We start from the raw sequence: 23,028 nt of genomic DNA on the forward strand, positions 1-23,028 counted from the left end.
CACGCAATGTGCGGGGGCTTTTTTTGCTCCCGAGGCCCGGTGCGTCCCGCAAGGCGGGCGAGGCTCGCGGAGACTGATTTGGCGTCAGTGCTTGGCGTGGTTGGCGGGCGGCGTGGCCAATTTGTCGACCAGCGCGATTCCCAGCGCCGACAGGATGAACAGCGCGTGGATGACGGTCTGCCACATCACGCCGGCCTCGGAGAAGCGCGCGTTGGGGGTGCCTAGCGTCCCGGCTTCGATAAAGGTGCGCAGCAGGTGGATCGAGGAGATGCCGATGATGGCCATCGCCAGCTTGACCTTGAGCACGCTGGCGTTCACATGGCTGAGCCATTCCGGTTGGTCAGGATGGCCCTGCAGGCGCAGGCGGGACACGAACGTTTCGTAGCCGCCCACGATCACCATGACCAGCAGGTTCGAGATCATCACCACGTCGATCAGGCCCAGCACCAGCAGCATGATCTCCATTTCGCCGAAGCTGCTGGCGTGCGTCACCAGGTGCCACAGCTCTTTCAGGAACAGCATGACGTAGACGCCTTGGGCGACGATCAGGCCCAGGTACAGGGGCAGTTGCAGCCAGCGCGAGCTGAAGATGAGGCTGGGCAGCAAGCCCAGGCGGGGAGGGGTGTTGGAGTTCATTTGTGGGTGCGAGCCGAATGGTATGTGCGAAAAAGGCGGGCGCAATTCTATCAATGCCGCGTTGCCGCAGATATCAGTTTTTTAAGAGCGATCCAGTCCGGCGCAAGCGCCGGCTAGCATGACTGCGCGGATCTTGTTGGGGTTTTATGTAAGAAAAGCTGGCATTTGCGAAACTGTGTGGCGAAACGCTTTGTGTGCATTGGTCGTATATAGAATTGCGGCCTCGTTCGCATAGAGCCAGTAAAGAGGAGTTTGTTCCCATGAAGATCCGCTACACCGTTGCCGCCTTGAGCGTTGCGCTCGCCCCTTTCTCCGCCTCCCAGGCTTTGGACATCGGCGGCCTGGTCGGCGCCGGCAGCAAGGTCGTTCAGGCTGCCACGCTGAGCGATGCTGAAATCAAGACCCTGTCGGACAAGGCTTGCGCGCAAAGCGATTCGCAGGAAAAGATTGCTGCTCCCGGCAGCAAGTACGACGCCCGCCTGCAGAAGATCGCCAAGCAACTGGGCGGCACCGTCAACGGCCAGAAGGCCAGCTACAAGGTCTACGTCACCAAGGACGTCAACGCGTGGGCCATGGCCAATGGCTGCATCCGCGTCTACAGCGGCCTGATGGACATGATGACCGACGATGAAGTGCTGGGCGTGGTGGGCCACGAAATCGGCCACGTCGCGCTGGGCCACAGCAAGAAGGCAATGCAGACCGCCTACACCGTTTCCGCCGCGCGCGACGCCGCCAATGCGGCAGGCGGCGCTACCGTGGCCGCGCTGAGCTCGTCGCAACTGGGCGACCTGACCGAGAAGTTCATCAACGCGCAATTCTCGCAATCGCAGGAAAGCGCCGCCGATGATTACTCCTTCGACCAGTTGCAGGCCAAGGGTCTCAATACCCGCGGCCTGGTGACGGCCTTCCAGAAGCTGGCCGAACTCGACGGCGGCAAGAGCGATATGATGAGCTCGCACCCGTCCTCGGCCAAGCGTGCGCAGCACATCGAAGAGCGCATCGCCAAGGCCAAATAAAGCGTCCGTACAGGCGTTTCTCCTCCCGTCCCGGGTGGAAAACGGGGCGCGAGTATCCGGACTTATCCGGGTGCTCGCGCCCCTTTGCGTCAGGGGGCCGGAAGTTTCCGGTAAAATGCCGCGTTTATCCGCCCGTCATCTCTTTATCTCTCGGAAAATAGGTCTTTTAATGCAGCCTGTGGTTGAAACCCTCTCCGGCCTGGAGCGCCGTGTTGATCTGGCCGTCTCGGTGGCCGACGTCGAAAAGGAAGTCCAGGCGCAATTGAAGCGCGTGGCACGGACCGCCAAGGTCCCCGGCTTCCGTCCTGGCAAGGCTCCGCTTGCCATGCTCGAGCGCAGCCATGGCCCCGGCATCCGCTACGACGTGATCAATGGCCAAGTTGGCCGTGCCTTTGAACAAGCCGTCGACGGCGCCAAGCTGCGCGTCGCTGGCGCCCCGAATCTCGAACCCAAGACCGACGGCGTTGCCGACGACACGCTGGCGTTTACCGCCACGTTCGAGGTCTATCCCGAAGTCGCCGTGCCGGACCTGTCGACCCTGGCCGTGACCCGCTACGAAACGGCCGTCACCGACGCCGAAGTGCAGCAAACGCTGGACGTCCTGCGCAAGCAGCGCGCCACGTTCGAAGCCCGTGAAGGCCGCGCCTCGCAAGACGGCGACCGCGTCACGCTGGACTTTGCCGGCACCATCGACGGCGTGCCGTTCGAAGGCGGCAAGGCCGAAGATTTCCCGTTCGTGCTCGGCCAAGGCCGCATGCTGCCGGAATTCGAAGAAGCCGCCCGCGGCCTGAAGGCTGGCGAAAGCAAGGTCTTCCCGCTCAAGTTCCCCGATGACTACCAAGGCAAGGAAGTCGCCGGCAAGACCGCCGAATTCACCATCACCGTCAAGGAAGTGGCTGAAGGCGTGCTGCCCGAGCTGAACAGCGAATTCGCCAAGTCCCTCGGCCAGGCCGAAGGCGACGTCGAAAAGCTGAAGGCCGACATCCGCAGCAACATCGAACGCGAAGTCAAGGTCCGCTCGGCTGGCCGCACCAAGTCCAGCGTCATGGACGCCCTGGTCGAAGCCGGCAAGTTCGACGTGCCGAAGGCACTGGTCGACAACGACGTGCAAGGCCGCGTCGCCGCTGCCCGCGAAGAGCTCAAGCAGCGCGGCATCCCGAACGCCGAGTCCGTGCCGATCCCGGCTGAAGCCTTCGCCACCGAATCCGAGCGCCGTGTGCGCCTGGGCCTGCTGGTGTCGGAACTGGTCAAGCAAGCCCAGCTGCAAGCCAAGCCCGAGCAAGTTCGCGCGCGTATCGAAGAGTTCGCCGAGAACTACGAACAACCCGCCCAGGTTGTCAGCTATTACCTGGCTGACCGCCAGCGTCGTGCTGAAATCGAGGCTATCGTGCTGGAAGACAATGTCGTCGCGCACGTGCTGGAAAAGGCCAAGGTCACCGAAGAGAAGGTGCCTTTCGATCAGTTGATGGGGATGGCGTAACACTATGCAGAGATTCACCGATTTCTATGCGGCAATGAATGGCGGGTCTTCGGTGACCCCCACCGGCCTGGGCTACATTCCCATGGTGATCGAGCAGTCGGGGCGCGGCGAGCGCGCCTACGACATCTATTCGCGTCTGCTCCGCGAGCGGCTCATTTTCCTGGTGGGTCCGGTCAATGACGCAACGGCCAACCTGGTCGTGGCGCAGTTGCTGTTCCTGGAATCGGAGAATCCTGACAAGGACATTTCCCTATACATCAACTCGCCCGGCGGGTCGGTGTACGCGGGAATGGCCATTTTTGACACCATGCAGTTCGTCAAGCCGGACGTGTCCACCCTGTGCACCGGCCTGGCGGCCAGCATGGGCGCGTTCCTGCTGGCCGCAGGCAAGAAGGGCAAGCGCTTCACCCTGCCCAACTCGCGCATCATGATCCACCAGCCCTCGGGCGGCGCCCAAGGGCAGGCATCGGACATCCAGATCCAGGCTCGCGAGATCCTGGACCTGCGCGAACGCCTGAACCGCATCCTGGCTGAAAACACCGGCCAGACCATGGAACGCATCGGCATAGACACGGAGCGTGACAACTTCATGTCGGCCGAAGATGCGGTATCGTATGGACTGGTGGACAAGGTGATGACCTCCCGCTCGGAAGGCTGACTTCCAGGTTGATCTGACCCGCTGCCATCATGTTTGAGTAAGCGCATGCGCTAGGCTAAGTTCCAGCCTGGCGCATCTTTACCTGAGATACGAAAGAAATATGCCTGAAAAAAAGGGATCGGCAGACGCAAAAGTGCTGCATTGCTCGTTTTGCAATAAAAGCCAGCATGAAGTCCGCAAGCTGATCGCGGGTCCGTCGGTATTCATCTGCGATGAATGCATAGACTTGTGCAACGACATCATCCGCGAGGAGGCGCAAGCCACCGCGCGCGCGGCGATTCGTTCCGAACTGCCCACTCCGGCTGAAATCAAGACCTTCCTCGACCAGTACGTCATCGGGCAGAACTCGCCCAAGCGCATGCTGGCCGTGGCCGTCTACAACCATTACAAGCGCATCCGCCACGGCGAGATCAAGGGCGACGAAGTCGAGCTCTCCAAGAGCAACATCATGCTGATCGGCCCCACCGGGTCGGGCAAGACGCTCCTGGCCCAGACGCTGGCGCGCATGCTGAACGTGCCCTTCGTCATGGCCGACGCCACCACGCTGACCGAAGCCGGTTACGTGGGCGAAGACGTCGAGAACATCATTCAGAAGTTGCTGCAGAACTGCAACTACGAAGTGGAAAAGGCGCAGCGCGCCATCATCTACATCGATGAAATTGACAAGATTTCCCGCAAGTCCGACAACCCGTCCATCACCCGCGACGTGTCGGGCGAGGGCGTGCAGCAGGCCTTGCTGAAGCTGATCGAAGGCACGGTCGCTTCGGTGCCCCCGCAGGGCGGCCGCAAGCACCCCAACCAGGACTTCGTCCAGGTCGACACGACCAACATCCTGTTCATCGTGGGCGGCGCCTTCGACGGACTGGAAAAGGTCATCCGCGACCGTACCGAAAAATCGGGCATCGGCTTTTCGGCCTCGGTGCGCGCCAAGTCGGAACGCGGCGTGGGCGAGCTGTTCTCCGAAGTCGAACCGGAAGACCTGATCAAGTTCGGCTTGATTCCCGAACTGGTCGGCCGTCTGCCGGTGGTCGCCACCCTGGACGAACTGGACGAAGCGGCCCTGGTGCAGATCCTGACCGAGCCCAAGAACGCCTTGCTCAAGCAATTCCAGAAGCTGTTCGCCATGGAAGGCGCTGAGCTCGACGTGCGGCCCGCGGCCCTGAAGGCGATCGCCCGCAAGGCGCTGCGCCGCAAGACAGGCGCGCGCGGCCTGCGTTCCATCATCGAGCAGGCCCTGCTCGACACCATGTATGACCTGCCTTCTCAAGGCAACGTCAAGCGCGTGGTGCTGGACGAGGGCGCCATCGAAGGCGAGGGCAAGCCATTGCTCATCTACGCCGACGAGGACGCGGCTGCCGACAAGCCAGAGCGCGGAGAAGTCCGCGATGCCGCAGCCTGATATTTCAAAAAAGCCCGTTCCTGTAACGGGTTTTTTTGCCTAAGGCGCATTCCCGGGTGCAAACACGCTTTTCCCGCAGGCGCGACGCTTGCATACTGGGAGTGCCGCCCCGGGGTTTTTTCCAGCCTTTGGGTTATCCGGGCGCCGAGATCTTGAATTTTCGGCTATTGTTCCCATAACAGACGTAACCGACGTGGATTGCCCGGGTATACCCGGATCTCCCGTCCCCGATACGCCGAGTCATACCGAGGAACCTCCTATGTCTGCCAGCCAGACCCTGCCTTCCGACCCGATCGACCTGCCCCTGCTCCCACTGCGCGACGTCGTAGTGTTTCCGCACATGGTCATCCCGCTGTTCGTCGGCCGTCCGCGCTCTATCCGCGCGCTCGAGGTTGCGATGGAAGCGGGCAAGAGCATCATGCTCGTGGCCCAGAAATCCGCCGGCAAGGATGATCCCACCCCCGAAGACGTCTACGAGATCGGCTGCGTAGCCGGCATCCTGCAGATGCTCAAATTGCCCGACGGCACCGTCAAGGTGCTGGTCGAAGGCACCCAGCGCGCCCGTATCAACAGCATCGAAGACGCCGATTCGCACTTCACCTGCCAGGTGAGCCCGATCGAACCGGACGCCATGCAAGGCTCCGAGACCGAGGCCCTGCGCCGCGCCATCGTGGCTCAGTTCGAGCAGTACGTAAAACTGAACAAGAAGATCCCCCCGGAGATCCTGACCTCGCTGGCTGGCATCGATGATGCCGGGCGCCTGGCCGACACGATCGCCGCACATCTTCCCCTGAAGCTCGAGCAGAAGCAGAAGATGCTCGAGATCGTCGGCACCTCCGAGCGCCTCGAAGGCCTGCTCACGCAACTCGAAACCGAAATCGACATCCTCCAGGTCGAAAAGCGGATTCGCGGCCGCGTGAAGAAGCAGATGGAGAAGAGCCAGCGCGACTACTACCTGAATGAGCAGGTCAAGGCCATTCAGAAGGAGTTGGGCGAAGGCGAAGAGGGCGCGGACATCGAAGAGCTTGAAAAGAAGATCATCGCTGCCCACATGCCCAAAGAGGCGCGCAAGAAGGCCGATGCCGAGCTCAAGAAGCTCAAGCTCATGTCGCCCATGTCGGCCGAAGCCACCGTGGTGCGCAACTACATCGATACGCTCATCAACCTCCCCTGGAGGAAGAAGAGCAAGATCAACAATTCCATCAGCAACGCGGAAACGGTGCTGGACAACGACCATTACGGTCTGGAAAAGGTCAAGGAACGGATCCTCGAATATCTTGCCGTGCAACAGCGCGTGGACAAGGTGAAGGCGCCCATCCTGTGCCTGGTCGGCCCTCCTGGCGTGGGTAAGACCTCGCTCGGCCAATCCATCGCCAAGGCAACGAACCGCAAGTTCGTGCGCATGGCGCTGGGCGGCGTGCGCGACGAAGCCGAGATCCGCGGCCATCGTCGTACGTACATCGGCTCCATGCCTGGCAAGATCGTCCAGAACATGTCCAAGGTCGGCGTGCGCAATCCCTTGTTCCTGCTCGACGAAATCGACAAGCTGGGCATGGATTTCCGTGGCGATCCCTCCTCGGCGCTGCTCGAAGTGCTGGACCCGGAACAGAACCACACGTTCCAGGACCATTACATCGAAGTCGACTTCGACCTGTCCGACGTGATGTTCGTGGCTACCAGCAACACGCTGAACATTCCGCCGGCCCTGCTGGACCGCATGGAAGTGATCCGCCTGTCGGGTTATACCGAGGAAGAGAAGATCCACATCGCCCGCGACCATCTGCTGCCCAAGCTGATGAAGAACAACGGCGTGAAGGATAGCGAACTCACGGTCGACGACAGCGCGCTGCGCGACATCGTGCGTTACTACACCCGCGAAGCCGGCGTGCGTGCGCTCGAGCGCGAAGTGGGCAAGATCTGCCGCAAGGTCATCAAGCAGTTGCTGACCCAGAACGACCGCGCCAAGGCTGAAGGCAAGACCGTCGAGGTCAAGCCGGTCAACGTCACGGGCGACAACCTGAGCGATTTCCTGGGCGTGCGCCGTTACGCCTTCGGCATGGCCGAAAAGGAAAACCAGATCGGTCAGGTGACGGGTCTGGCCTGGACCGAAGTCGGCGGCGATCTGCTGACGATCGAAGTCGCGGACATGCCGGGCAAGGGCGTCATCCAACGCACCGGTTCGCTGGGCGACGTGATGAAGGAATCGGTCGAAGCGGCCCGCACGGTGGTGCGTTCGCGCGCCCGCCGCCTGGGCTTTGCCGACAGCGTCTTCGAGAAGCACGACATGCACGTGCACGTGCCGGAAGGCGCGACACCCAAGGACGGTCCGTCCGCGGGTATCGCGATCACCACGGCCATGGTGTCGGCCTTGTCGCGCATCCCGGTGCGCGCCGACGTCGCCATGACCGGCGAGATCACGCTGCGCGGCGAAGTCCTGCCCATCGGCGGCCTGAAGGAAAAGCTGCTTGCAGCTCACCGTGGCGGCATCAAGACGGTCTTGATCCCGGAAGAAAACGTCAAGGACTTGGCGGAAATCCCGGACAACGTCAAGAACCACCTTGAAATCGTGCCGGTGCGCTGGATCGACAAGGTGCTGGAAATGGCCTTGGAGCGTCTGCCGGAGCCCCTGGCCGAGGAAGAGGCCGTCAAGGAACCCCTGGTGGCCAAGCCTGCCGAACCCGGTTCGACCGATCCGGTGCTCAAGCACTGATGAACGCCTGGAGGACGCCGCCCTCGGGTGGCGTTTCTCCAAGACAGGGCCTTCAACAAAAAACCCCGCCAAGAAAATCGGCGGGGTTTTTTTACGTAGTGCGCGGACGCAGAACGCCGGGGTCTAGTGCAGTGCGTGTGTGCGGATCAGGCCTACTGCAATGCCCTCCAGCGCAAAATCCTGGCCGGCTTCGACCACAATGGGTTCGAAATCGGGGTTTTCGGGCAGGAGTTCGATGTGGCCGTTCTGGCGCTGCAGCCGCTTGACCGTGACGTCGTCGCCCAGGCGAGCCACCACGATCTGGCCGTTGCGGGCTTCCGAAGCCTTTTTTACGGCAAGCAGGTCGCCTTCCAGGATGCCGGCATCGCGCATGCTCATGCCGCGGACCTTGAGCAGGTAGTCGGGCGCCTGAGCGAACAGGTTGGGGTCTACGCCGACTTCGCGTTCGACGTGCTCGGCGGCCAGGATGGGGCTGCCCGCAGCCACGCGGCCGACCAGGGGCAGCAGTAACTGCGCCAGGCCCGGCATCGGCAGCGAGCTTTGCGTGGAAGTGGGGGAGGCGTCTTTCAGGCGGATGCCGCGGGAGGCGCCCGCCGTCAGTTCGATGGCGCCCTTGCGCGCCAGCGCCTTGAGGTGATCTTCCGCTGCATTGGGGGAACGGAAACCCAGGGCCAGGGCGATTTCGGCGCGCGTCGGCGGGAAGCCGGTGCGTGCGACGGTCTGCCGGATGAGGTCCAGGATTTGTTGTTGGCGATCAGTGAGTTTGCTGGCCATGGCGATGATCCGGTGCTAGCGGACTGTACATATATACAGCGCCATTCTGGGGGACGCAGCGCAAAAAAGCAAGCCAGCCCGCGCCAAAAGAAAAAGCCGGCCCGCGCCAAAAGAAAAACGGGACCCGAAGGTCCCGTTCCTGGCGGCAGGCCCGGATAGGCCTGTGCGCGGCAAGTGGTCTTAAAGCACTGCTGCGATGCCCTTGGCGACCTTGTCGATGTTGCCGCTGTTCAGCGCGGCGACGCAGATGCGGCCGCTGGACACGGCGTAGACACCATGCTCTTCGCGCAGGCGATCCACTTGCGCGGCGGTCAGGCCCGAGTACGAGAACATGCCGCGCTGCTGCAGCACGAAGCTGAAGTCCTGCTTGCCGCCGTGTTCCTTGATCTTGTCGACCAGTTGCTTGCGCATCTCGCGGATGCGGTCGCGCATGCCGGCCAGTTCCTCTTCCCACATGGCAAAGAGTTCAGGCGTGTTCAGGACCGTCGACACCACCGTGCCGCCGTGGGTGGGCGGGTTGGAGTAGTTGGTGCGGATCACGCGCTTGAGTTGGCTCAGCACGCGGGTGGCTTCGTCCTTGCTGCCGGCCACGACCGTCAGCGCGCCCACGCGTTCGCCGTACAGCGAGAACGACTTCGAGAACGACGAGCTGATGAACATGGTCAGGTCCAGATCGGCGAACATGCGCACGACCGAGGCGTCTTCGGTCAGGCCGTCGCCGAAACCCTGGTAGGCGATGTCCAGGAACGGGACCAGCTTGTTTTCCTTGACGACGGCGGCGATCTGCTTCCACTGGTCGGGGGTGGGGTCCACGCCGGTGGGGTTGTGGCAGCAGGCATGCAGCACGACGACGGTCTTGGCGGGGGCGGCCTTCAGGTCGGCCAGCATGGCGTCGAAGTTCAGGCCGCGGGTGGCGGCGTCGTAGTACGAATAGGTGCCGACCTCGAAGCCGGCGCGCTCGAACAGGGCGCGGTGGTTTTCCCAGCTGGGATCGCTGATCAGGACCTTGGAGGTCGGCAGCAGCTGGCGCAGGAAGTCGGCGCCGATCTTCAGCGCGCCGGTTCCGCCCAGGGCCTGGGTGGTCAGCACGCGGCCGGCGGCGGCCAGCGCCGAATCCTTGCCCAGCAACAGGGCTTGCGCGCCGGTGTTGTAGCCGGCGATGCCTTCGATCGGCAGGTAGCCGCGGGCGGCGGCGGCTTCGATGCGGGCGGCCTCGGCCTTGCGCACCGCGCCCAGCAGGGGAATGCGACCCTGATCGTCGTAGTACACGCCCACGCCCAGATTCACCTTACCGGGACGCGTATCAGCGTTGTATTGTTCGTTCAGGCCAAGAATGGGGTCGCGCGGCGCGAGTTCGACGGAATCGAAAAGGGTGCTCATGGGAGTCTGATGAGGTGGGTGGACGCAGTACAGGCTGCTGTGGATAATGAGGGGTTTACCCTGGAAGAGTCTAGCATGCCTAAGAGCGCAATAGACCCGATTACGGCGGGGGCTGCGGCGAACCCGGCGGCCGATCCCGTGGCGGCATCGGCCGTGGCGGACCCGTCCGCGCCAGGCCCTGGATTCATCGACTTCCCGGGCAGCCCGTTTCATCTGTACCAACCCTATCCGCCGGCTGGGGATCAGCCCACCGCCATCGAGGGGCTGACGCAGGGGGTAGAGGACGGCCTGATGTTCCAGACGCTTTTGGGCGTGACGGGCTCCGGCAAGACCTACACCATGGCCAACGTGATCGCCCGCATGGGACGGCCGGCGCTGGTGCTGGCCCCCAACAAGACGCTGGCCGCCCAGTTGTACGCCGAGATGCGGGAGTTCTTCCCGAAGAACGCGGTCGAGTACTTTGTTTCGTATTACGACTACTATCAGCCTGAGGCCTACGTCCCGACGCGCGACCTGTTCATCGAAAAGGATTCGTCCATCAATGAACACATCGAGCAGATGCGGCTGTCCGCGACCAAGAGCCTGCTGGAGCGCCGCGACACCATCATCGTGGGCACGGTGTCCTGCATCTACGGTATCGGCAACCCGGGCGACTACCATGCCATGGTGCTGATCCTGCGCGCTGGGGATCAGATCGCCCGCCGCGAGATCCTGGCGCGCCTCGTCGCCATGCAGTACACCCGCAACGACGCCGAGTTCACCCGTGGCGTATTCCGGGTGCGCGGCGAGACCATCGACATCTTCCCGGCGGAAAGTCCGGAGCTGGCGCTGCGCCTGACGCTATTCGACGACGAAATCGAAAGCCTGGAGCTGTTCGACCCGCTGACCGGCCGCATCCGCCAGAAGCTGCCGCGTTTCACCGTTTATCCCGGTTCGCACTACGTCACGCCGCGCGATACCGTGCTGCGCGCCATCGAAACCATCAAGGAAGAGCTGCGCGAACGCGTCAAGCGTTTTGTCGACGACGGTCATCTGGTCGAGGCCCAGCGGCTGGAGCAGCGCACCCGTTTCGACCTGGAAATGCTGCAGGAACTGGGGTTCTGTAAGGGCATCGAAAACTACTCCAGGCACCTGTCGGGCGCGGCGCCGGGCGAACCGCCACCTACCTTGATCGACTACCTGCCGTCCGATGCGCTCATGTTCATCGACGAAAGCCACGTCACCATCGGGCAGTTGGGCGGCATGTACCGCGGCGACCGTGCGCGCAAGGAAACGTTGGTGCAGTACGGCTTCCGGCTGCCTTCGGCGCTGGACAACCGGCCGTTGAAGCTTGAAGAATTCGAGGCCCGGATGCGCCAGTGCGTATTCGTATCGGCCACGCCGGCTGCGTACGAGAAAGAGCACACCGACAACGTCGTGGAGCAGGTCGTCCGACCCACCGGGCTGGTGGATCCGCTGGTCGAGGTCCTGCCTGCCCGCACGCAGGTCGACGATCTGCTCGGGCAGATCAAGGCGCGCGTCTCGCAAGCTGAGCGCGTGCTGGTCACCACCCTGACCAAACGCATGGCCGAGGACCTGACGGACTTCCTCAGCGAACACGGGGTGAGGGTGCGCTACCTGCACTCGGATATCGACACCGTAGAGCGCGTGGAGATCATCCGCGACCTGCGCTTGGGCACGTTCGACGTGCTGGTGGGGATCAACCTGCTGCGCGAAGGCCTGGATATCCCTGAAGTCTCGCTGGTCGCCATACTGGACGCGGACAAGGAAGGTTTCCTGCGGTCGGAGCGCAGCCTGATCCAGACCATAGGCCGCGCGGCGCGCAATCTGAATGGCCACGCCATCCTCTATGCGGACCGCATCACCGATTCGATGCAGCGCGCCATGGAAGAAACCGAGAGACGACGCGCCAAGCAGCAGAAATTCAACGCCGATCATGGCATCACTGCCAGGGGCGTGCAGAAGGCCGTGCGCGAGCTGATCGACGGCGTGGTCGCGCCCACGCAGCACGATGCGCTCGAGGCGGCGGTGCCGGCTGAGTTCCTGAAGGACGAAAAGGCCCTGGCCCGCGAGATCAAGCGCCTGGAGAAACTGATGATGGACCATGCCCGGAATCTGGAGTTCGAGCAGGCGGCGGCCGCCCGCGACGCCTTGACCGCGCTGAAGCAGCGGGTGCTTCTGGATGGGGCGGTATAGGCCAGGTTGGTGTACCTAAATGTTTCTATTGGCTGACGGTCTGCTGAATTTTTAGAAAATCTGTTGCGTTGCAATCAAGCTGTCGCAATCAGGCGAATTCTCCGGGTCCAGTGTTCAGGCGCAGGATCCGGATTCAATCGTAAGTGTATGATTTGTTTGGGTTAATGATGGCGATGTATTGGCTCGGCCCGAATCTCGCAAACGCAAAAAAAGCTTGCCTTATCTCGGGTTTTCCCGCACACTTACTTCCATGATGACCAAGGTACTTTTCGTTTGCATGGGCAATATCTGTCGCTCGCCGAGCGCAGAGGGCGTGTTTCGCCATTTGGTGAACGACGCGGGTTTGGGCGATGTGGTTCGCATCGACTCCGCGGGCACGCACGCGTTTCACATCGGCGAGGCGCCTGATGCCCGGGCGCAGGCCGCAGCGCGCAAGCGCGGCTACGAGATCACGCACTGCGAAGCGCGTCAGGTCACCGCGGAGGATTTCCGCGATTTCGACCTGATCCTCGCCATGGACTGGGACAACCTGTCTGCCATGCAGCAGCAGTGCCCCAAGGCCTACCAGCACAAGCTGATGCTGCTGATGCGCTTTGCCAACGAGTTCGAGGAGGCCACCGTGCCCGATCCGTACTATGGCGGCGCCGATGGTTTCGGCAAGGTATTGGACTACCTGGAAGACGCCTGTCAGGGTGTGCTCGAGCTGGTGCGCAAGCGCGCTACCCAGTATCAGGCGGCGTGATCCGTTTTTTCCGCAGGGCTGCCCGCCGGGCGGTTCTCGGAGAAACTGGGCAGAAAAAAACCGCGCGAATGCGCGGTTTTTTCTAGCCGGGAGCCATACCAAATTAGTCGGGAATAGGCTATACTTGAGCCAATTACTCGGGTATTGACCGCTGGATTCGCCTGCGGCCATTGCCGAATCACAGGGAACCTACCATGCGGCTAACTACCAAGGGGCGTTTCGCCGTGACTGCCATGATCGATCTGGCTATGCGGCAGCATAGCGGTCCGGTCACTCTAGCGGCCATCAGCCAGCGTCAGAATATTTCGCTGTCCTACCTGGAACAGCTGTTCGGGAAACTGCGTCGCCACGAACTCGTGGACAGCGTGCGCGGTCCCGGCGGCGGCTATTCGCTTGCACGCCTGGCCCGTAACGTTACCGTCGCCGACATCATCTTTGCCGTCGACGAACCCCTGGACGCCACCAGTTGCGGCGGCAAGCGGGACTGTACGAGCGGCAACGACGGCAAGCCGGGCAAGTGCATGACGCACGAACTCTGGGCTACGTTGAATCGCAAGATGGTGGATTACCTGGATTCGGTGTCCCTGCAAGATCTGGTCGATCAGCAGCGCGTGCGCCAATTGCAGGAAGCCAACAATCAAGCGCAGGCTTGCGCGGTACGCGTGAACCGGGTGGGGGGCGCCGCAAGCGCCGCCAATGCTCCGGCCGCGACCGTCGCCGCCAACGCCACCGTATAAGCAGTATCAGGAGTTGTAGAAATGACCACCCGCCCGATCTATCTGGACTATTCGGCCACGACGCCCGTCGACCCCCGCGTCGTGGACAAGATGGTGCCCTGGCTGTACGAGAACTTCGGCAACCCGGCCTCGCGCAGCCACGCGTTTGGCTGGGAATCCGAAGATGCCGTCGAACGCGCCCGCGAAGAAGTCGCCAAGCTGGTCAACGCCGACCCGCGCGAAATCGTCTGGACCTCCGGCGCGACCGAGTCCAACAACCTGGCGATCAAGGGCGCCGCGAACTTTTACTCCGAACGCGGCAAGCACATCGTCACCGTCAAGACCGAGCACAAGGCTGTGCTGGACACCTGTCGCGAACTCGAGCGCCAGGGCTTCGAGGTGACCTACCTGGACGTCAAGGACAACGGCCTGATCGACTTGGACACCTTCAAGGCCGCGCTGCGCCCTGATACCGTGCTGGTGTCGGTGATGATGGTGAACAACGAAATCGGCGTGATCCAGGACGTGGAAACCCTGGGTGAAATCTGCCGCGAGAAGGGCATCATCTTCCACGTGGACGCCGCCCAGGCGACCGGCAAGGTGGCCATCGACCTGCAAAAGCTCAAGGTCGACCTGATGTCCTTCTCCGCCCACAAGACCTACGGTCCCAAGGGCATCGGCGCGCTGTACGTGCGCCGCAAGCCGCGCATCCGCATCGAAGCGCAAATGCACGGTGGCGGCCATGAGCGCGGTTTCCGCTCGGGCACGCTGGCCACGCACCAGATCGTCGGCATGGGCGAGGCTTTCCGCCTGGCCCGCGAGGAAATGGGCACCGAAAATGAGCGCATTCGCATGCTGCGCGACCGCCTGTGGGCAGGCCTGTCGCAGATCGAAGAGGTCTACCTCAACGGCGACATGGATCAGCGCGTTCCGCACAATTTGAATGTCAGCTTCAACTATGTCGAAGGCGAATCCCTGATCATGGCGATCAAGGAATTGGCCGTCTCCAGCGGCTCGGCCTGCACCTCGGCCAGCCTGGAACCGTCCTACGTGTTGCGGGCCCTGGGCCGCAACGACGAGTTGGCGCACAGTTCGATCCGTTTCACCCTGGGCCGTTTCACGACCGAAAAGGAAGTGGACTACGCCATCGAACTGCTCAAGAGCCGCGTCGGCAAGCTGCGCGATATGTCGCCGCTGTGGGAAATGGCCAAGGAAGGCATCGACTTGAACACCGTTCAGTGGGCTGCGCACTAAGCGCCCGCGCCTAGAAATTCGTGGAGAATTAACATGTCTTACAGCACCAAAGTTCTGGATCACTACGAAAACCCGCGCAACGTCGGTTCGTTCGACAAGTCGGACGAATCGGTGGGCACCGGCATGGTCGGCGCACCCGCCTGTGGCGACGTGATGAAGCTGCAGATCAAGGTGAACGAAGCCGGCGTGATCGAAGACGCGCGCTTCAAGACCTACGGTTGCGGTTCGGCCATCGCTTCCAGTTCGCTCGTGACCGAATGGGTCAAGGGCAAGACCCTGGACGAAGCGATGAACATCCGCAACACGCAGATCGCCGAAGAATTGGCCCTGCCGCCCGTGAAAGTCCACTGTTCCATCCTGGCCGAAGACGCGATCAAGGCCGCGGTGCAGAACTACAAAGAAAAGCATACGGCCCCGGCCGAAGCTGTGGCGGGCTGAACATGTCCGTTACCCTGACCCAACAGGCTGCCACCCATATCGGCCGCTACTTGCAGAAGCGCGGAAAGGGTATCGGCTTGCGGCTCGGCGTTAGGACCACGGGCTGCTCCGGCATGGCCTACAAGCTCGAATACGTGGACGACGTGGCGCCGGAAGACGTGGTGTTCGAAAGCTTCGGCGTGAAGGTCTTCATCGACCCGAAAAGCCTGTCCTACCTGGACGGCACCGAACTCGACTACGCCCGCGAAGGCCTGAACGAAGGCTTCAAGTTCCGCAACCCCAACGAGAAGGCGACCTGCGGCTGCGGCGAGTCGTTCACGGTGTAGGTCTTGGCTGTAGACGATCACTTCAGCCTGTTCGGCTTGCCGGCGCGCTTCGATCTGGACGCCCAGGCGCTTGAGTCCGCCTGGCGCGCTGTCGCCGCGCAGGTGCATCCCGACCGCTATGCCACTGCCAGCCCCGCGGAACGCCGCGTCGCCATGCAGTGGGCGGCGCGCGCCAACGAGGCCTACCGCCTGTTGCGCGATCCCTTGCTGCGGGCGCGCTACCTGTGCGAGCAGGCGGGCGTGGACCTGCAGACCGAGAGCAACACGGCCATGGACCCCGAGTTCCTGATGCAGCAGATGACCTGGCGCGAGATGCTGGACGACGCGCGCGACGACGCTGACGGCCTGGCGGCCTTGCAAGCGGAGTTGCAGCAGGCGCGCGCCACCATGCGGGCCACGCTGACCCGCTTGCTGGACCAGGACCGCGACTACGCGGCGGCCGGGCTCAAGGTGCGGGAATGGATGTTCGTGGAGAAGCTGGCGGAAGAACTGGCGCACGCCCAGCCCGCCGCATAGCCCAGGGCGCGCCGGAGCGCCCGCGAGGCGGGCGCCGGCATCGCGCCGCCTACTGACCATAAAAGCAGAATCATGGCCTTATTGCAGATATCCGAGCCTGGCGAATCGCCCGCGCCGCACCAGCGCAAGCTGGCGGTCGGGATTGATCTGGGCACTACCAATTCCCTGGTCGCGGCTGTGCGCAGCAGCGTCGCCGAAGTGCTGACGGATGCGCAGGGCCACGCCTTGCTGCCTTCCGCCGTGCGCTATTTCGCGGGCGGCAAGGTCACCACGGGCCGCGAGCCGCTGGCGCAGCAGGCCGAGGATCCGTTGAACACCGTTGTTTCGGTCAAGCGGTTCATGGGCCGTTCGCTGGAAGAGGCGCGCGCCAGCCGCGCGCCCTACGAATTCGTGGACGCGCCCGGCATGGTGCGCATCCGCACCGTCCAGGGCGACCTGAGCCCGGTCGAAGTATCGGCGCAGATCCTTGCCGTCCTGCGCCAGCGTGCCGAAGACGTGTTGGGCGACGATCTGGTCGGCGCCGTCATCACTGTGCCCGCTTATTTCGATGACGCGCAACGCCAGGCCACGCGCGACGCCGCCCGTCTGGCTGGTCTGAACGTACTGCGCCTGCTGAATGAACCGACGGCGGCGGCCATCGCCTACGGCCTGGATAATGCCGCCGAAGGCGTGTATGCCGTGTACGACCTGGGCGGCGGCACATTCGATATTTCCATTCTGCGCCTGACCCAGGGCGTGTTCGAAGTCATCGCCACGGGCGGCGATACCGCGCTGGGCGGCGACGACTTCGATGCGTTGATCGTCGATCATGTGGTGGCGGGGCTTGCTCCCGGCGAGTTTACGCCGGCGGATCGCCGCCGCCTGCTGATGTCGGCGCGCGCCGCGCGCGAAGCCTTGTCGGATGCGGATGCCGCCAGCCTGAAGCTGGCATTGTCCGACGGCAGGACCGTGGACACGAGCCTGACGCGGGCGGCATTCGAAGAATTGGCCCAGCCTCTCATCGTCCGTACGCTGGACTGCGCGCGCCGCGCCTTGCGCGACGCTGCGCTGACGCCGGCCGACGTGCGCGGCGTGGTGATGGTCGGCGGCGCCACGCGCATGCCGGTCGTGCGCGCGGCCGTGGGCAAGCTGTTCGGCTCGCAGCCATTGACCGATCTGGATCCGGACCAGGTGGTGGCATTGGGCGCCGCCTTGCAGGCCAATCTGCTGGCAGGCAATCGTGCGCCTGGCGAGGACTGGCTGCTGCTGGACGTGATTCCGCTGTCGCTGGGACTGGAAACCATGGGCGGCCTGGTGGAGCGCATCATCCCGCGCAACAGCACCATCCCCGTGGCGCGCGCGCAGGAATTCACGACCTTCAAGGATGGCCAGACGGCCATGAGCATCCACGTGGTGCAGGGCGAACGCGACCTGGTCGCCGATTCGCGCTCGCTGGCCCGTTTCGAACTGCGCGGCATTCCGCCCATGGTGGCTGGCGCCGCGCGCATCCGCGTGACCTTCCAGGTGGACGCCGACGGCCTGCTGAGCGTGACCGCGCGCGAACAGAGCAAAGGCGTCGAGGCCATGGTGTCCGTCAAGCCGTCCTACGGCCTCACGGATGACGAGATCGCGCAGATGCTGGCCGACAGCGTGGCGCAAGCCGATACCGATGCCCGCGCCCGCATGCTGCGGGAGCAACAAGTGGACGCCCGCCAGTTGGTCGAGTCGGTGCAGGCCGCGCTGGCCGCCGACGGCGACTTGCTGGACGCCGAGGAACGCAAGCGCGTGGACGAATGCCTGCAGGCCGCCATGGCAGCCCAGGACGCCCAGGACGTGGACACGGTGAAGGACGCAGTCCAGGCCTTGTCGGCCGCGACCGATGATTTCGCTGCGCGCCGGATGGATCGCAGCATCCGCGCCGCGCTGGCGGGCCGCAAACTTGATGAGATTGCCTGATAACACGCTATGCCGAAACTGACTGTATTGCCTCATCCCGACTACTGCCCGGAAGGCGCCGTAATCGAAGACGCGCCGAAGGGCGTGTCGATCTGCCGCGTGCTGCTGGACAACCACATCGATATCGAACACGCCTGCGAACTCTCGTGTGCGTGCACGACCTGTCACGTGGTGGTCAAGCAGGGCTACTCTTCGCTGGAAGACGCCACCGACGACGAAGAGGATCTGCTGGACAAGGCCTGGGGCCTGACCCCGACCTCGCGCCTGTCTTGCCAGGCGCTGGTGACCGACGCCGACCTGACGGTCGAGATTCCCAAGTACACCATCAACCACGCCAAAGAGGGCCATTGATGAAGTGGACCGACACCTACCAGATCGCCGAAGCGCTGCTCGACGCGCACCCCGACGAGGATCCCAAGACGCTGCGTTTCGTGCAGCTGCGCGAGTGGGTCCTGGCCTTGCCGGGCTTCAACGACGACCCCGCGCATTGTGGTGAAAAGATCCTGGAGGCCATCCAGATGGCCTGGATCGATGAGGCGGATTGATCGCTGAGTCGAAAACGCTCCCTGCGGGGAGCGTTTTTTGTTTTGGAGCGCTGCAGATGCGGGCCGAACCCGCCGCGGCCATGTCCGCCACGGTATCATCAAGGATCTTCCTGTCGTCCCTACCTCCCTGAGTCCACCGATGCCCGCTGCCCAATTGCGCTTTGGCCTGGCCGCCAACCGGCTGCACCACGAAACTCCCGATGCCGCGCTGTTTACCTGGCTGCGCGCATGTTCGGGCACGATACGCGAGCTGGGGGTGCAGCTGCACACCGTCGGCCGCACCCACGATGCGATCGTGCGCGAGGGCATGCTGCAGGGCTACGGTGGGCTGATCCGCTATCCCTACGGCCGTGAGGGCGGCTTGATGAAGCTGGTGGCCCGGGTGACGGAAGGGCGCGACGGGCAGGCGCCGTTCGACGGCGCGATCTACCTGATCGATCCCGTCGACCCGTCATCGATTTTCCCGGAGGCGCTGGCGCTCAAGCGCCAGTGCATCACGCACGGCCGTCCGTTCATTTCGACGCTCGCGGGCGCCATCGAATGGATGGAAGTCGAACGCGTCCATGCCGGCTTGCCGCCGGATGTCTCGGCTTCGCGCCATTTCAACTTCACCGGCCAGACCGTGGCGCTGATCGCCCACGATGCGCTCAAGGACGAGATGGTGGCGTTCGCCAGCGAGCATTTCGACGTGCTGTCGCGGTTTGCGCGGCGCGTGGCCACAGGCACCACCGGCGGCCGCTTGAACGACCTGGCCTGGTCGCGCGGCTGGCCCAAGGATACGCCCTGGGTGCACCGCTACCTGAGCGGGCCGCTGGGCGGCGACGCCCAGATCGCGGAGCTGGTGCTGGAACACCAATGCCAGCGCGTGATCTTCTTCGAAGATCCGCATGTGGCCCGCCAGCACGAGGCCGACATCCAGCTGCTGGAACGCGCGGTGCGCGTGGTGACCGAGTCCGCGACCTGCGCCACTTCGCCGGTGGTGGCGCGGCGCTGGGCGCAGGCGGTGGAAAAGCGCGTCATCTGAACCTGGCCCGGGTGGGCGCGTCGCCAGGTCGGGAGTCCGTGATGATGCGGCTGACCCGGTCGGCCACGGCGGATGCTGCCATGGACAATGGCAGGACATCGGACCTGCACAGGAACACGGGCCGCGCCAGGCGCGGCTTGACGATGCGGTGCAGGATGACCTCGCCGCGCGCGGCTTCCTGGTGCACCGCCGCGTAAGACAGGATGGTGTGCGCGATGCCAGCCTGCGCCAGTTCGATCAGTTGCGGAATGGCGTTGGCCTCGGCAATGACGCGGAATTCGGCGCGCTCCTGTTGTTGATACTGGTCCAGCAGGCGGCGCAGGCTGTGCTGGCTGCCAGGCAATACCAGCGGCAATTCGGCGAGCGCGTGCAGATCCATGACCGGCAGCGCACGTAGCGCGGCTGGGGCCGGCTTTTTGCGCGGCTTGGCCGACGGCGGCGAAACCACGACCAGTTCTTCATCTATCAGGTGCTGGAAGCGCAGGTCGACCGAGGCGTCGTCGCTGAAGGTCAGTCCCAGGTCGGCATGGCCGGAACTGACGAAGCCCGGGATGTACCCGGTGCTGGACTCGATGATCTTCAGGTAGACGCCGGGCCAGTGTTCCAGGGAAAAGCGCAGGAGCGGCACGGTGAGCAGTTTGGCCATGGACATGGACATGGCCAGCGAGACGGTCCCGCGCGGTGCGCTGAGGTCTTCGCGCACGTCGGCGCGCGCCGCGTCGATGCGGCCAAGTATCTCGCGCGCGTGCGCCAGCATGCGCGATCCCGCAGCCGTTGGCGTGACCCCGCGGGCGCTGCGATGCAACAGCACCACGCCCAGATCCTCTTCCAGATTGCGTATCAGCAGGCTTAGCGCGGGTTGCGCGACATGGAGCGCGGCGGCGGCGCGGCTGATCGATCCAGTGGAAACCACGGCGACAAAGCATTGCATCGCGCGGATGGACATCGACATGATGCGTGAACCTCGTGCAGGCAGGCCATCACAAATTTATTATGGCCTGCATATTTAAACGGCATTTCTAATATATCAAGACGCTTCGCATAATGGACGCCATCCCTCTAAGAACACAACGGAGACATCATGGCGTTCCAAAGAATTCTTGCCGCTTGCGCGGCTGCGGCGGCGCTGTCCGGCCCGGCGTTGGCAGGTACCTGGCCCGCCAAGCCAATTACGCTGGTCGTGCCGTTTTCGGCCGGCGGTCCGACTGATTTCATCGCGCGCCTGGTGGCCGAGCCTCTGGCGCGCGAGTTGGGGCAGCAGGTCATCGTGCAGAACAAGCCGGGTGCCAGCGGCAATGTCGGCTACCAGAGCGTGCTGAACGGTCCCGCGGATGGCTATACGCTGATGCACAACACGGTGGCCATGCAGGCCATCAATCCGCTGATGTACCCGAGCGCGAAGATGGCTCCGCTGCAGGACTATGTGCCGGTCGGCACGACGGGCGCCATGCCCAATCTGCTGGTGGTCAATCCCGAGCGCACGCCGGTCAAGACCTTGGCCGAGCTGGTCCAGCGCGGCCGCGACATGAAGAACGGGCTCAGCTATGCCACCTTCGGCCCCGGCAGTTCGCCGCACGTCTATGGCGCGTCGTTGCAGAAGCTTGCGGGTTTTCAGGCCGTGGGCGTGGCTTACAAGGGCAGCGCGAACGCCGTGACCGACGTCATCGGCGGGCAGGTCGATTTCCTGTTCGACAGCATGTCGACCAGCCTCGGCCAGGTGCAAGGCGGCCGGCTGAGGGCGCTGGCGATTACCGCCGCCGAGCGTTCGCCCTTGTTGCCGGACGTGCCCACGCTGAAGGAGGCGGGCTATCCCAGCCTGGATCTCAAATTCTGGTTCTCCCTGCAGACTCCTGCGGGCACCCCGCCGGACGTGGTGCAGAAGCTGCGCGAGGCCGTGGCCCGAGTGGTCGCGAGCGATGCCTACCGCAAGGCGATGCAGGAGCGCGGCGCGGAGGCTTTCCGAGTCGCTCCCGCCGAACTGGATGCGTTCTTCAAGCGCGAAACCGCGCAATGGACCCAGGCTGCGCAAACCATCGGCCTGAAGGGCGAGCAGTAATCATGTCGACTGAAGCACGCATGATACCGTTGAAGAACATCACCGTCCTGGACCTGAGCAAGGTGCTGGCCGGGCCGCTATGCGGCCAGTATCTGGGCGAACTGGGCGCGCGGGTGATCAAGGTCGAACCCGTGGGCAAGGGCGACGACACGCGCGCCTGGCTGCCGCAGGATGCCGGCCAATCCGCAACTTTCCTGGCGGTGAACCACAACAAGCGCAGCCTGGCCGTGGATCTCAAGACGCCGGCAGGGCGCGCCGTGGTGCACCGCCTCGCGCAACAGTCGGATGTGGTGTTGCAGGGCTTTGGCGGCAAGACCGCCGCGCGCCTGGGCGTGGATTACGAGACGCTCAGCGGCCTCAATCCCCGTCTGGTGTACTGCGAGATATCGGGCTATGGCCGCGAGGGCCCGATGGGCGAGGAGCCGGGCTATGACGTCATGCTGCAGGCCTTCAGCGGCATGATCAGCACCATGGGCGAGCCTGATGGAAATTTCGCGCGCGCCAGCTTCTCGCCGGTGGACCTGGGCACGGGCTCGTTCGCGCTGAGCGGGATCCTGGCCGCGCTGCTGGAGCGCAGCCAGACCGGCAAGGGACAGTATCTGGACGTTTCCCTATTGGACACTTCGCTTGGCCTGATGTCGTACATGGCGCAGAACTACTGGCGCACCGGCCAGATTCCGCGCCGCATGGGCACGGGCCATCCGGCCATGTGCCCTTATCAGGCGTTTCGCGCGGCCGATGGAGACATCATGCTGGGCGTGGGCAACGATGCGCAATGGCAGCGCTTTTGCGCGGTCGCGGGACTGCAGGACCATGTCGATGCGCCCCAATTCGCGACCAACGCCGACCGGGTCCGCCATTTTGCCGAGACGGTCGCGCTGGTCCAGGCGCGCATGCAGACGCGCAGCGTGGCGCAATGGCTGGATGCACTCAAGCCCGCGGGCATTGCTTGTTCCGCCATCCACACGCTGGACGAAGCGCTGGCGCATCCGCAGGTCGCTGCGCGCGAACTGATCGTCAAGAGTGAGCACAAGGTGCTGGGCGAGGTCCGCAACGTCGGCCTGCCGATACGGTTCGGCCGCCAGCCTCGCCAGGCTGCGCTGCCCGCGCCCGTGCTGGGTGAGCACACTCGCGAAGTCCTGGCCGAACTGGGCTACGCGCAAGCTGAAATCGAAGCGCTGCTGGCGTCGGGCAGCGTGCAAACCCATTCCTGAATGCGAGAAGACA

22 protein-coding genes are annotated in these 23,028 nt (G+C 63.6%); 18 read left to right on the forward strand and 4 right to left on the reverse strand.

Annotation, left to right across the window (positions count from 1 at the left end; translation table 11 throughout):
* Positions 1 to 84: 84 nt before the first annotated feature.
* Positions 85 to 636 carry a TIGR00645 family protein gene (locus AC6LKD_RS04760; protein WP_013394607.1) on the reverse strand — a complete coding sequence of 184 codons (552 nt, stop codon included), beginning with the start codon at positions 634 to 636 and terminating at the stop codon, positions 85 to 87.
* A gap of 260 nt (positions 637 to 896) precedes the next feature.
* On the opposite strand from AC6LKD_RS04760, the gene loiP reads away from it, so the two are divergent.
* The 5 genes from loiP (at position 897) to lon (ending at position 7,899) form a co-directional block, all read left to right on the forward strand.
* Positions 897 to 1,652 carry a metalloprotease LoiP gene (gene loiP / locus AC6LKD_RS04765; RefSeq protein WP_013394606.1) on the forward strand — a complete coding sequence of 252 codons (756 nt, stop codon included), beginning with the start codon at positions 897 to 899 and terminating at the stop codon, positions 1,650 to 1,652.
* A gap of 169 nt (positions 1,653 to 1,821) precedes the next feature.
* The gene (gene tig / locus AC6LKD_RS04770; RefSeq protein WP_013394605.1) at positions 1,822 to 3,132 is read left to right on the forward strand and encodes a trigger factor; all 1,311 of its coding nucleotides are present in this window, start codon (positions 1,822 to 1,824) and stop codon (positions 3,130 to 3,132) included.
* 4 nt (positions 3,133 to 3,136) lie between these two features.
* Positions 3,137 to 3,790, forward strand: coding sequence for an ATP-dependent Clp endopeptidase proteolytic subunit ClpP (gene clpP, locus AC6LKD_RS04775; protein ID WP_013394604.1), 654 nt, complete (start codon positions 3,137 to 3,139; stop codon positions 3,788 to 3,790).
* Between the two features lie 100 nt (positions 3,791 to 3,890).
* Positions 3,891 to 5,189 carry an ATP-dependent Clp protease ATP-binding subunit ClpX gene (gene clpX, locus AC6LKD_RS04780; protein ID WP_013394603.1) on the forward strand — a complete coding sequence of 433 codons (1,299 nt, stop codon included), beginning with the start codon at positions 3,891 to 3,893 and terminating at the stop codon, positions 5,187 to 5,189.
* A 259-nt stretch (positions 5,190 to 5,448) separates the two neighbouring features.
* Positions 5,449 to 7,899: an endopeptidase La gene (lon, locus tag AC6LKD_RS04785; protein WP_013394602.1), complete on the forward strand. Its 2,451-nt coding sequence runs from the start codon at positions 5,449 to 5,451 to the stop codon at positions 7,897 to 7,899.
* A 123-nt stretch (positions 7,900 to 8,022) separates the two neighbouring features.
* On the opposite strand, the gene lexA is transcribed toward lon, so the two are convergent.
* Positions 8,023 to 8,673: a transcriptional repressor LexA gene (gene lexA / locus AC6LKD_RS04790; RefSeq protein ID WP_498115361.1), complete on the reverse strand. Its 651-nt coding sequence runs from the start codon at positions 8,671 to 8,673 to the stop codon at positions 8,023 to 8,025.
* Positions 8,674 to 8,853: 180 nt separating this feature from the next.
* Entirely contained in the window at positions 8,854 to 10,053 is a 1,200-nt protein-coding gene (locus AC6LKD_RS04795; RefSeq protein WP_013394600.1) for an amino acid aminotransferase, read from the reverse strand.
* A gap of 75 nt (positions 10,054 to 10,128) precedes the next feature.
* Between AC6LKD_RS04795 and uvrB the strand changes: the two genes are divergently transcribed.
* From uvrB to AC6LKD_RS04850, 11 genes are all read left to right on the forward strand, one after another.
* Positions 10,129 to 12,249, forward strand: coding sequence for an excinuclease ABC subunit UvrB (gene uvrB / locus AC6LKD_RS04800; protein ID WP_237709918.1), 2,121 nt, complete (start codon positions 10,129 to 10,131; stop codon positions 12,247 to 12,249).
* Between the two features lie 250 nt (positions 12,250 to 12,499).
* Complete coding sequence (locus tag AC6LKD_RS04805; RefSeq protein ID WP_006386176.1) at positions 12,500 to 12,991, forward strand: low molecular weight protein-tyrosine-phosphatase; 492 nt, start codon at positions 12,500 to 12,502, stop codon at positions 12,989 to 12,991.
* Positions 12,992 to 13,185: 194 nt separating this feature from the next.
* Positions 13,186 to 13,728, forward strand: coding sequence for a Fe-S cluster assembly transcriptional regulator IscR (iscR, locus tag AC6LKD_RS04810; RefSeq protein ID WP_013394598.1), 543 nt, complete (start codon positions 13,186 to 13,188; stop codon positions 13,726 to 13,728).
* A gap of 21 nt (positions 13,729 to 13,749) precedes the next feature.
* On the forward strand, positions 13,750 to 14,961 hold the full coding sequence (locus tag AC6LKD_RS04815) for an IscS subfamily cysteine desulfurase (RefSeq protein WP_013394597.1): 1,212 nt from the start codon (positions 13,750 to 13,752) through the stop codon (positions 14,959 to 14,961).
* Positions 14,962 to 14,994: 33 nt separating this feature from the next.
* Positions 14,995 to 15,399: a Fe-S cluster assembly scaffold IscU gene (iscU, locus tag AC6LKD_RS04820; RefSeq protein WP_013394596.1), complete on the forward strand. Its 405-nt coding sequence runs from the start codon at positions 14,995 to 14,997 to the stop codon at positions 15,397 to 15,399.
* A 2-nt stretch (positions 15,400 to 15,401) separates the two neighbouring features.
* Positions 15,402 to 15,725: an iron-sulfur cluster assembly protein IscA gene (gene iscA / locus AC6LKD_RS04825; RefSeq protein WP_013394595.1), complete on the forward strand. Its 324-nt coding sequence runs from the start codon at positions 15,402 to 15,404 to the stop codon at positions 15,723 to 15,725.
* A 3-nt stretch (positions 15,726 to 15,728) separates the two neighbouring features.
* Complete coding sequence (gene hscB / locus AC6LKD_RS04830) at positions 15,729 to 16,241, forward strand: Fe-S protein assembly co-chaperone HscB (protein ID WP_013394594.1); 513 nt, start codon at positions 15,729 to 15,731, stop codon at positions 16,239 to 16,241.
* A gap of 72 nt (positions 16,242 to 16,313) precedes the next feature.
* The gene (gene hscA, locus AC6LKD_RS04835; RefSeq protein ID WP_013394593.1) at positions 16,314 to 18,176 is read left to right on the forward strand and encodes a Fe-S protein assembly chaperone HscA; all 1,863 of its coding nucleotides are present in this window, start codon (positions 16,314 to 16,316) and stop codon (positions 18,174 to 18,176) included.
* A 9-nt stretch (positions 18,177 to 18,185) separates the two neighbouring features.
* Positions 18,186 to 18,527 (forward strand): ISC system 2Fe-2S type ferredoxin, encoded by a 342-nt coding sequence (fdx, locus tag AC6LKD_RS04840; RefSeq protein ID WP_013394592.1) that lies wholly within the window; start codon positions 18,186 to 18,188, stop codon positions 18,525 to 18,527.
* A complete protein-coding gene (gene iscX / locus AC6LKD_RS04845) occupies positions 18,527 to 18,721 on the forward strand; it encodes a Fe-S cluster assembly protein IscX (RefSeq protein WP_013394591.1) in 195 nt (64 codons plus the stop codon). The genes fdx and iscX overlap by 1 nt, the downstream gene beginning before the upstream one ends.
* 139 nt (positions 18,722 to 18,860) lie before the next feature.
* Complete coding sequence (locus AC6LKD_RS04850) at positions 18,861 to 19,745, forward strand: methylglyoxal synthase (RefSeq protein ID WP_013394590.1); 885 nt, start codon at positions 18,861 to 18,863, stop codon at positions 19,743 to 19,745.
* Here AC6LKD_RS04850 and AC6LKD_RS04855 read toward each other — a convergent pair.
* Positions 19,738 to 20,697: a LysR family transcriptional regulator gene (locus tag AC6LKD_RS04855; protein ID WP_498115364.1), complete on the reverse strand. Its 960-nt coding sequence runs from the start codon at positions 20,695 to 20,697 to the stop codon at positions 19,738 to 19,740. The two genes, AC6LKD_RS04850 and AC6LKD_RS04855, sit on opposite strands and share 8 nt — an antisense overlap.
* Before the next feature lie 129 nt (positions 20,698 to 20,826).
* On the opposite strand from AC6LKD_RS04855, the gene AC6LKD_RS04860 reads away from it, so the two are divergent.
* Together AC6LKD_RS04860 and AC6LKD_RS04865 are read left to right on the forward strand one after the other, a co-directional pair.
* On the forward strand, positions 20,827 to 21,801 hold the full coding sequence (locus AC6LKD_RS04860; protein ID WP_013394588.1) for a Bug family tripartite tricarboxylate transporter substrate binding protein: 975 nt from the start codon (positions 20,827 to 20,829) through the stop codon (positions 21,799 to 21,801).
* A gap of 20 nt (positions 21,802 to 21,821) precedes the next feature.
* Entirely contained in the window at positions 21,822 to 23,015 is a 1,194-nt protein-coding gene (locus tag AC6LKD_RS04865) for a CaiB/BaiF CoA transferase family protein (RefSeq protein ID WP_492276473.1), read from the forward strand.
* Positions 23,016 to 23,028: the final 13 nt, after the last annotated feature.

Source organism: Achromobacter sp. D7-1, from assembly GCF_059760445.1.

Coding starts and splice junctions, on each gene's coding strand:
- AC6LKD_RS04760 (WP_013394607.1), bottom strand. CDS start 636: ATGAACTCCAACACCCCTCCCCGCCTGGGCTTGCTGCCCAGCCTCATC.
- AC6LKD_RS04805 (WP_006386176.1), top strand. CDS start 12,500: ATGATGACCAAGGTACTTTTCGTTTGCATGGGCAATATCTGTCGCTCG.
- lexA (WP_498115361.1), bottom strand. CDS start 8,673: ATGGCCAGCAAACTCACTGATCGCCAACAACAAATCCTGGACCTCATC.
- AC6LKD_RS04815 (WP_013394597.1), top strand. CDS start 13,750: ATGACCACCCGCCCGATCTATCTGGACTATTCGGCCACGACGCCCGTC.
- lon (WP_013394602.1), top strand. CDS start 5,449: ATGTCTGCCAGCCAGACCCTGCCTTCCGACCCGATCGACCTGCCCCTG.
- iscX (WP_013394591.1), top strand. CDS start 18,527: ATGAAGTGGACCGACACCTACCAGATCGCCGAAGCGCTGCTCGACGCG.
- loiP (WP_013394606.1), top strand. CDS start 897: ATGAAGATCCGCTACACCGTTGCCGCCTTGAGCGTTGCGCTCGCCCCT.
- hscA (WP_013394593.1), top strand. CDS start 16,314: ATGGCCTTATTGCAGATATCCGAGCCTGGCGAATCGCCCGCGCCGCAC.
- AC6LKD_RS04850 (WP_013394590.1), top strand. CDS start 18,861: ATGCCCGCTGCCCAATTGCGCTTTGGCCTGGCCGCCAACCGGCTGCAC.
- AC6LKD_RS04795 (WP_013394600.1), bottom strand. CDS start 10,053: ATGAGCACCCTTTTCGATTCCGTCGAACTCGCGCCGCGCGACCCCATT.
- AC6LKD_RS04865 (WP_492276473.1), top strand. CDS start 21,822: ATGATACCGTTGAAGAACATCACCGTCCTGGACCTGAGCAAGGTGCTG.
- clpX (WP_013394603.1), top strand. CDS start 3,891: ATGCCTGAAAAAAAGGGATCGGCAGACGCAAAAGTGCTGCATTGCTCG.
- iscU (WP_013394596.1), top strand. CDS start 14,995: ATGTCTTACAGCACCAAAGTTCTGGATCACTACGAAAACCCGCGCAAC.
- tig (WP_013394605.1), top strand. CDS start 1,822: ATGCAGCCTGTGGTTGAAACCCTCTCCGGCCTGGAGCGCCGTGTTGAT.
- iscR (WP_013394598.1), top strand. CDS start 13,186: ATGCGGCTAACTACCAAGGGGCGTTTCGCCGTGACTGCCATGATCGAT.
- uvrB (WP_237709918.1), top strand. CDS start 10,129: ATGCCTAAGAGCGCAATAGACCCGATTACGGCGGGGGCTGCGGCGAAC.
- fdx (WP_013394592.1), top strand. CDS start 18,186: ATGCCGAAACTGACTGTATTGCCTCATCCCGACTACTGCCCGGAAGGC.
- AC6LKD_RS04855 (WP_498115364.1), bottom strand. CDS start 20,697: ATGTCGATGTCCATCCGCGCGATGCAATGCTTTGTCGCCGTGGTTTCC.
- AC6LKD_RS04860 (WP_013394588.1), top strand. CDS start 20,827: ATGGCGTTCCAAAGAATTCTTGCCGCTTGCGCGGCTGCGGCGGCGCTG.
- iscA (WP_013394595.1), top strand. CDS start 15,402: ATGTCCGTTACCCTGACCCAACAGGCTGCCACCCATATCGGCCGCTAC.
- clpP (WP_013394604.1), top strand. CDS start 3,137: ATGCAGAGATTCACCGATTTCTATGCGGCAATGAATGGCGGGTCTTCG.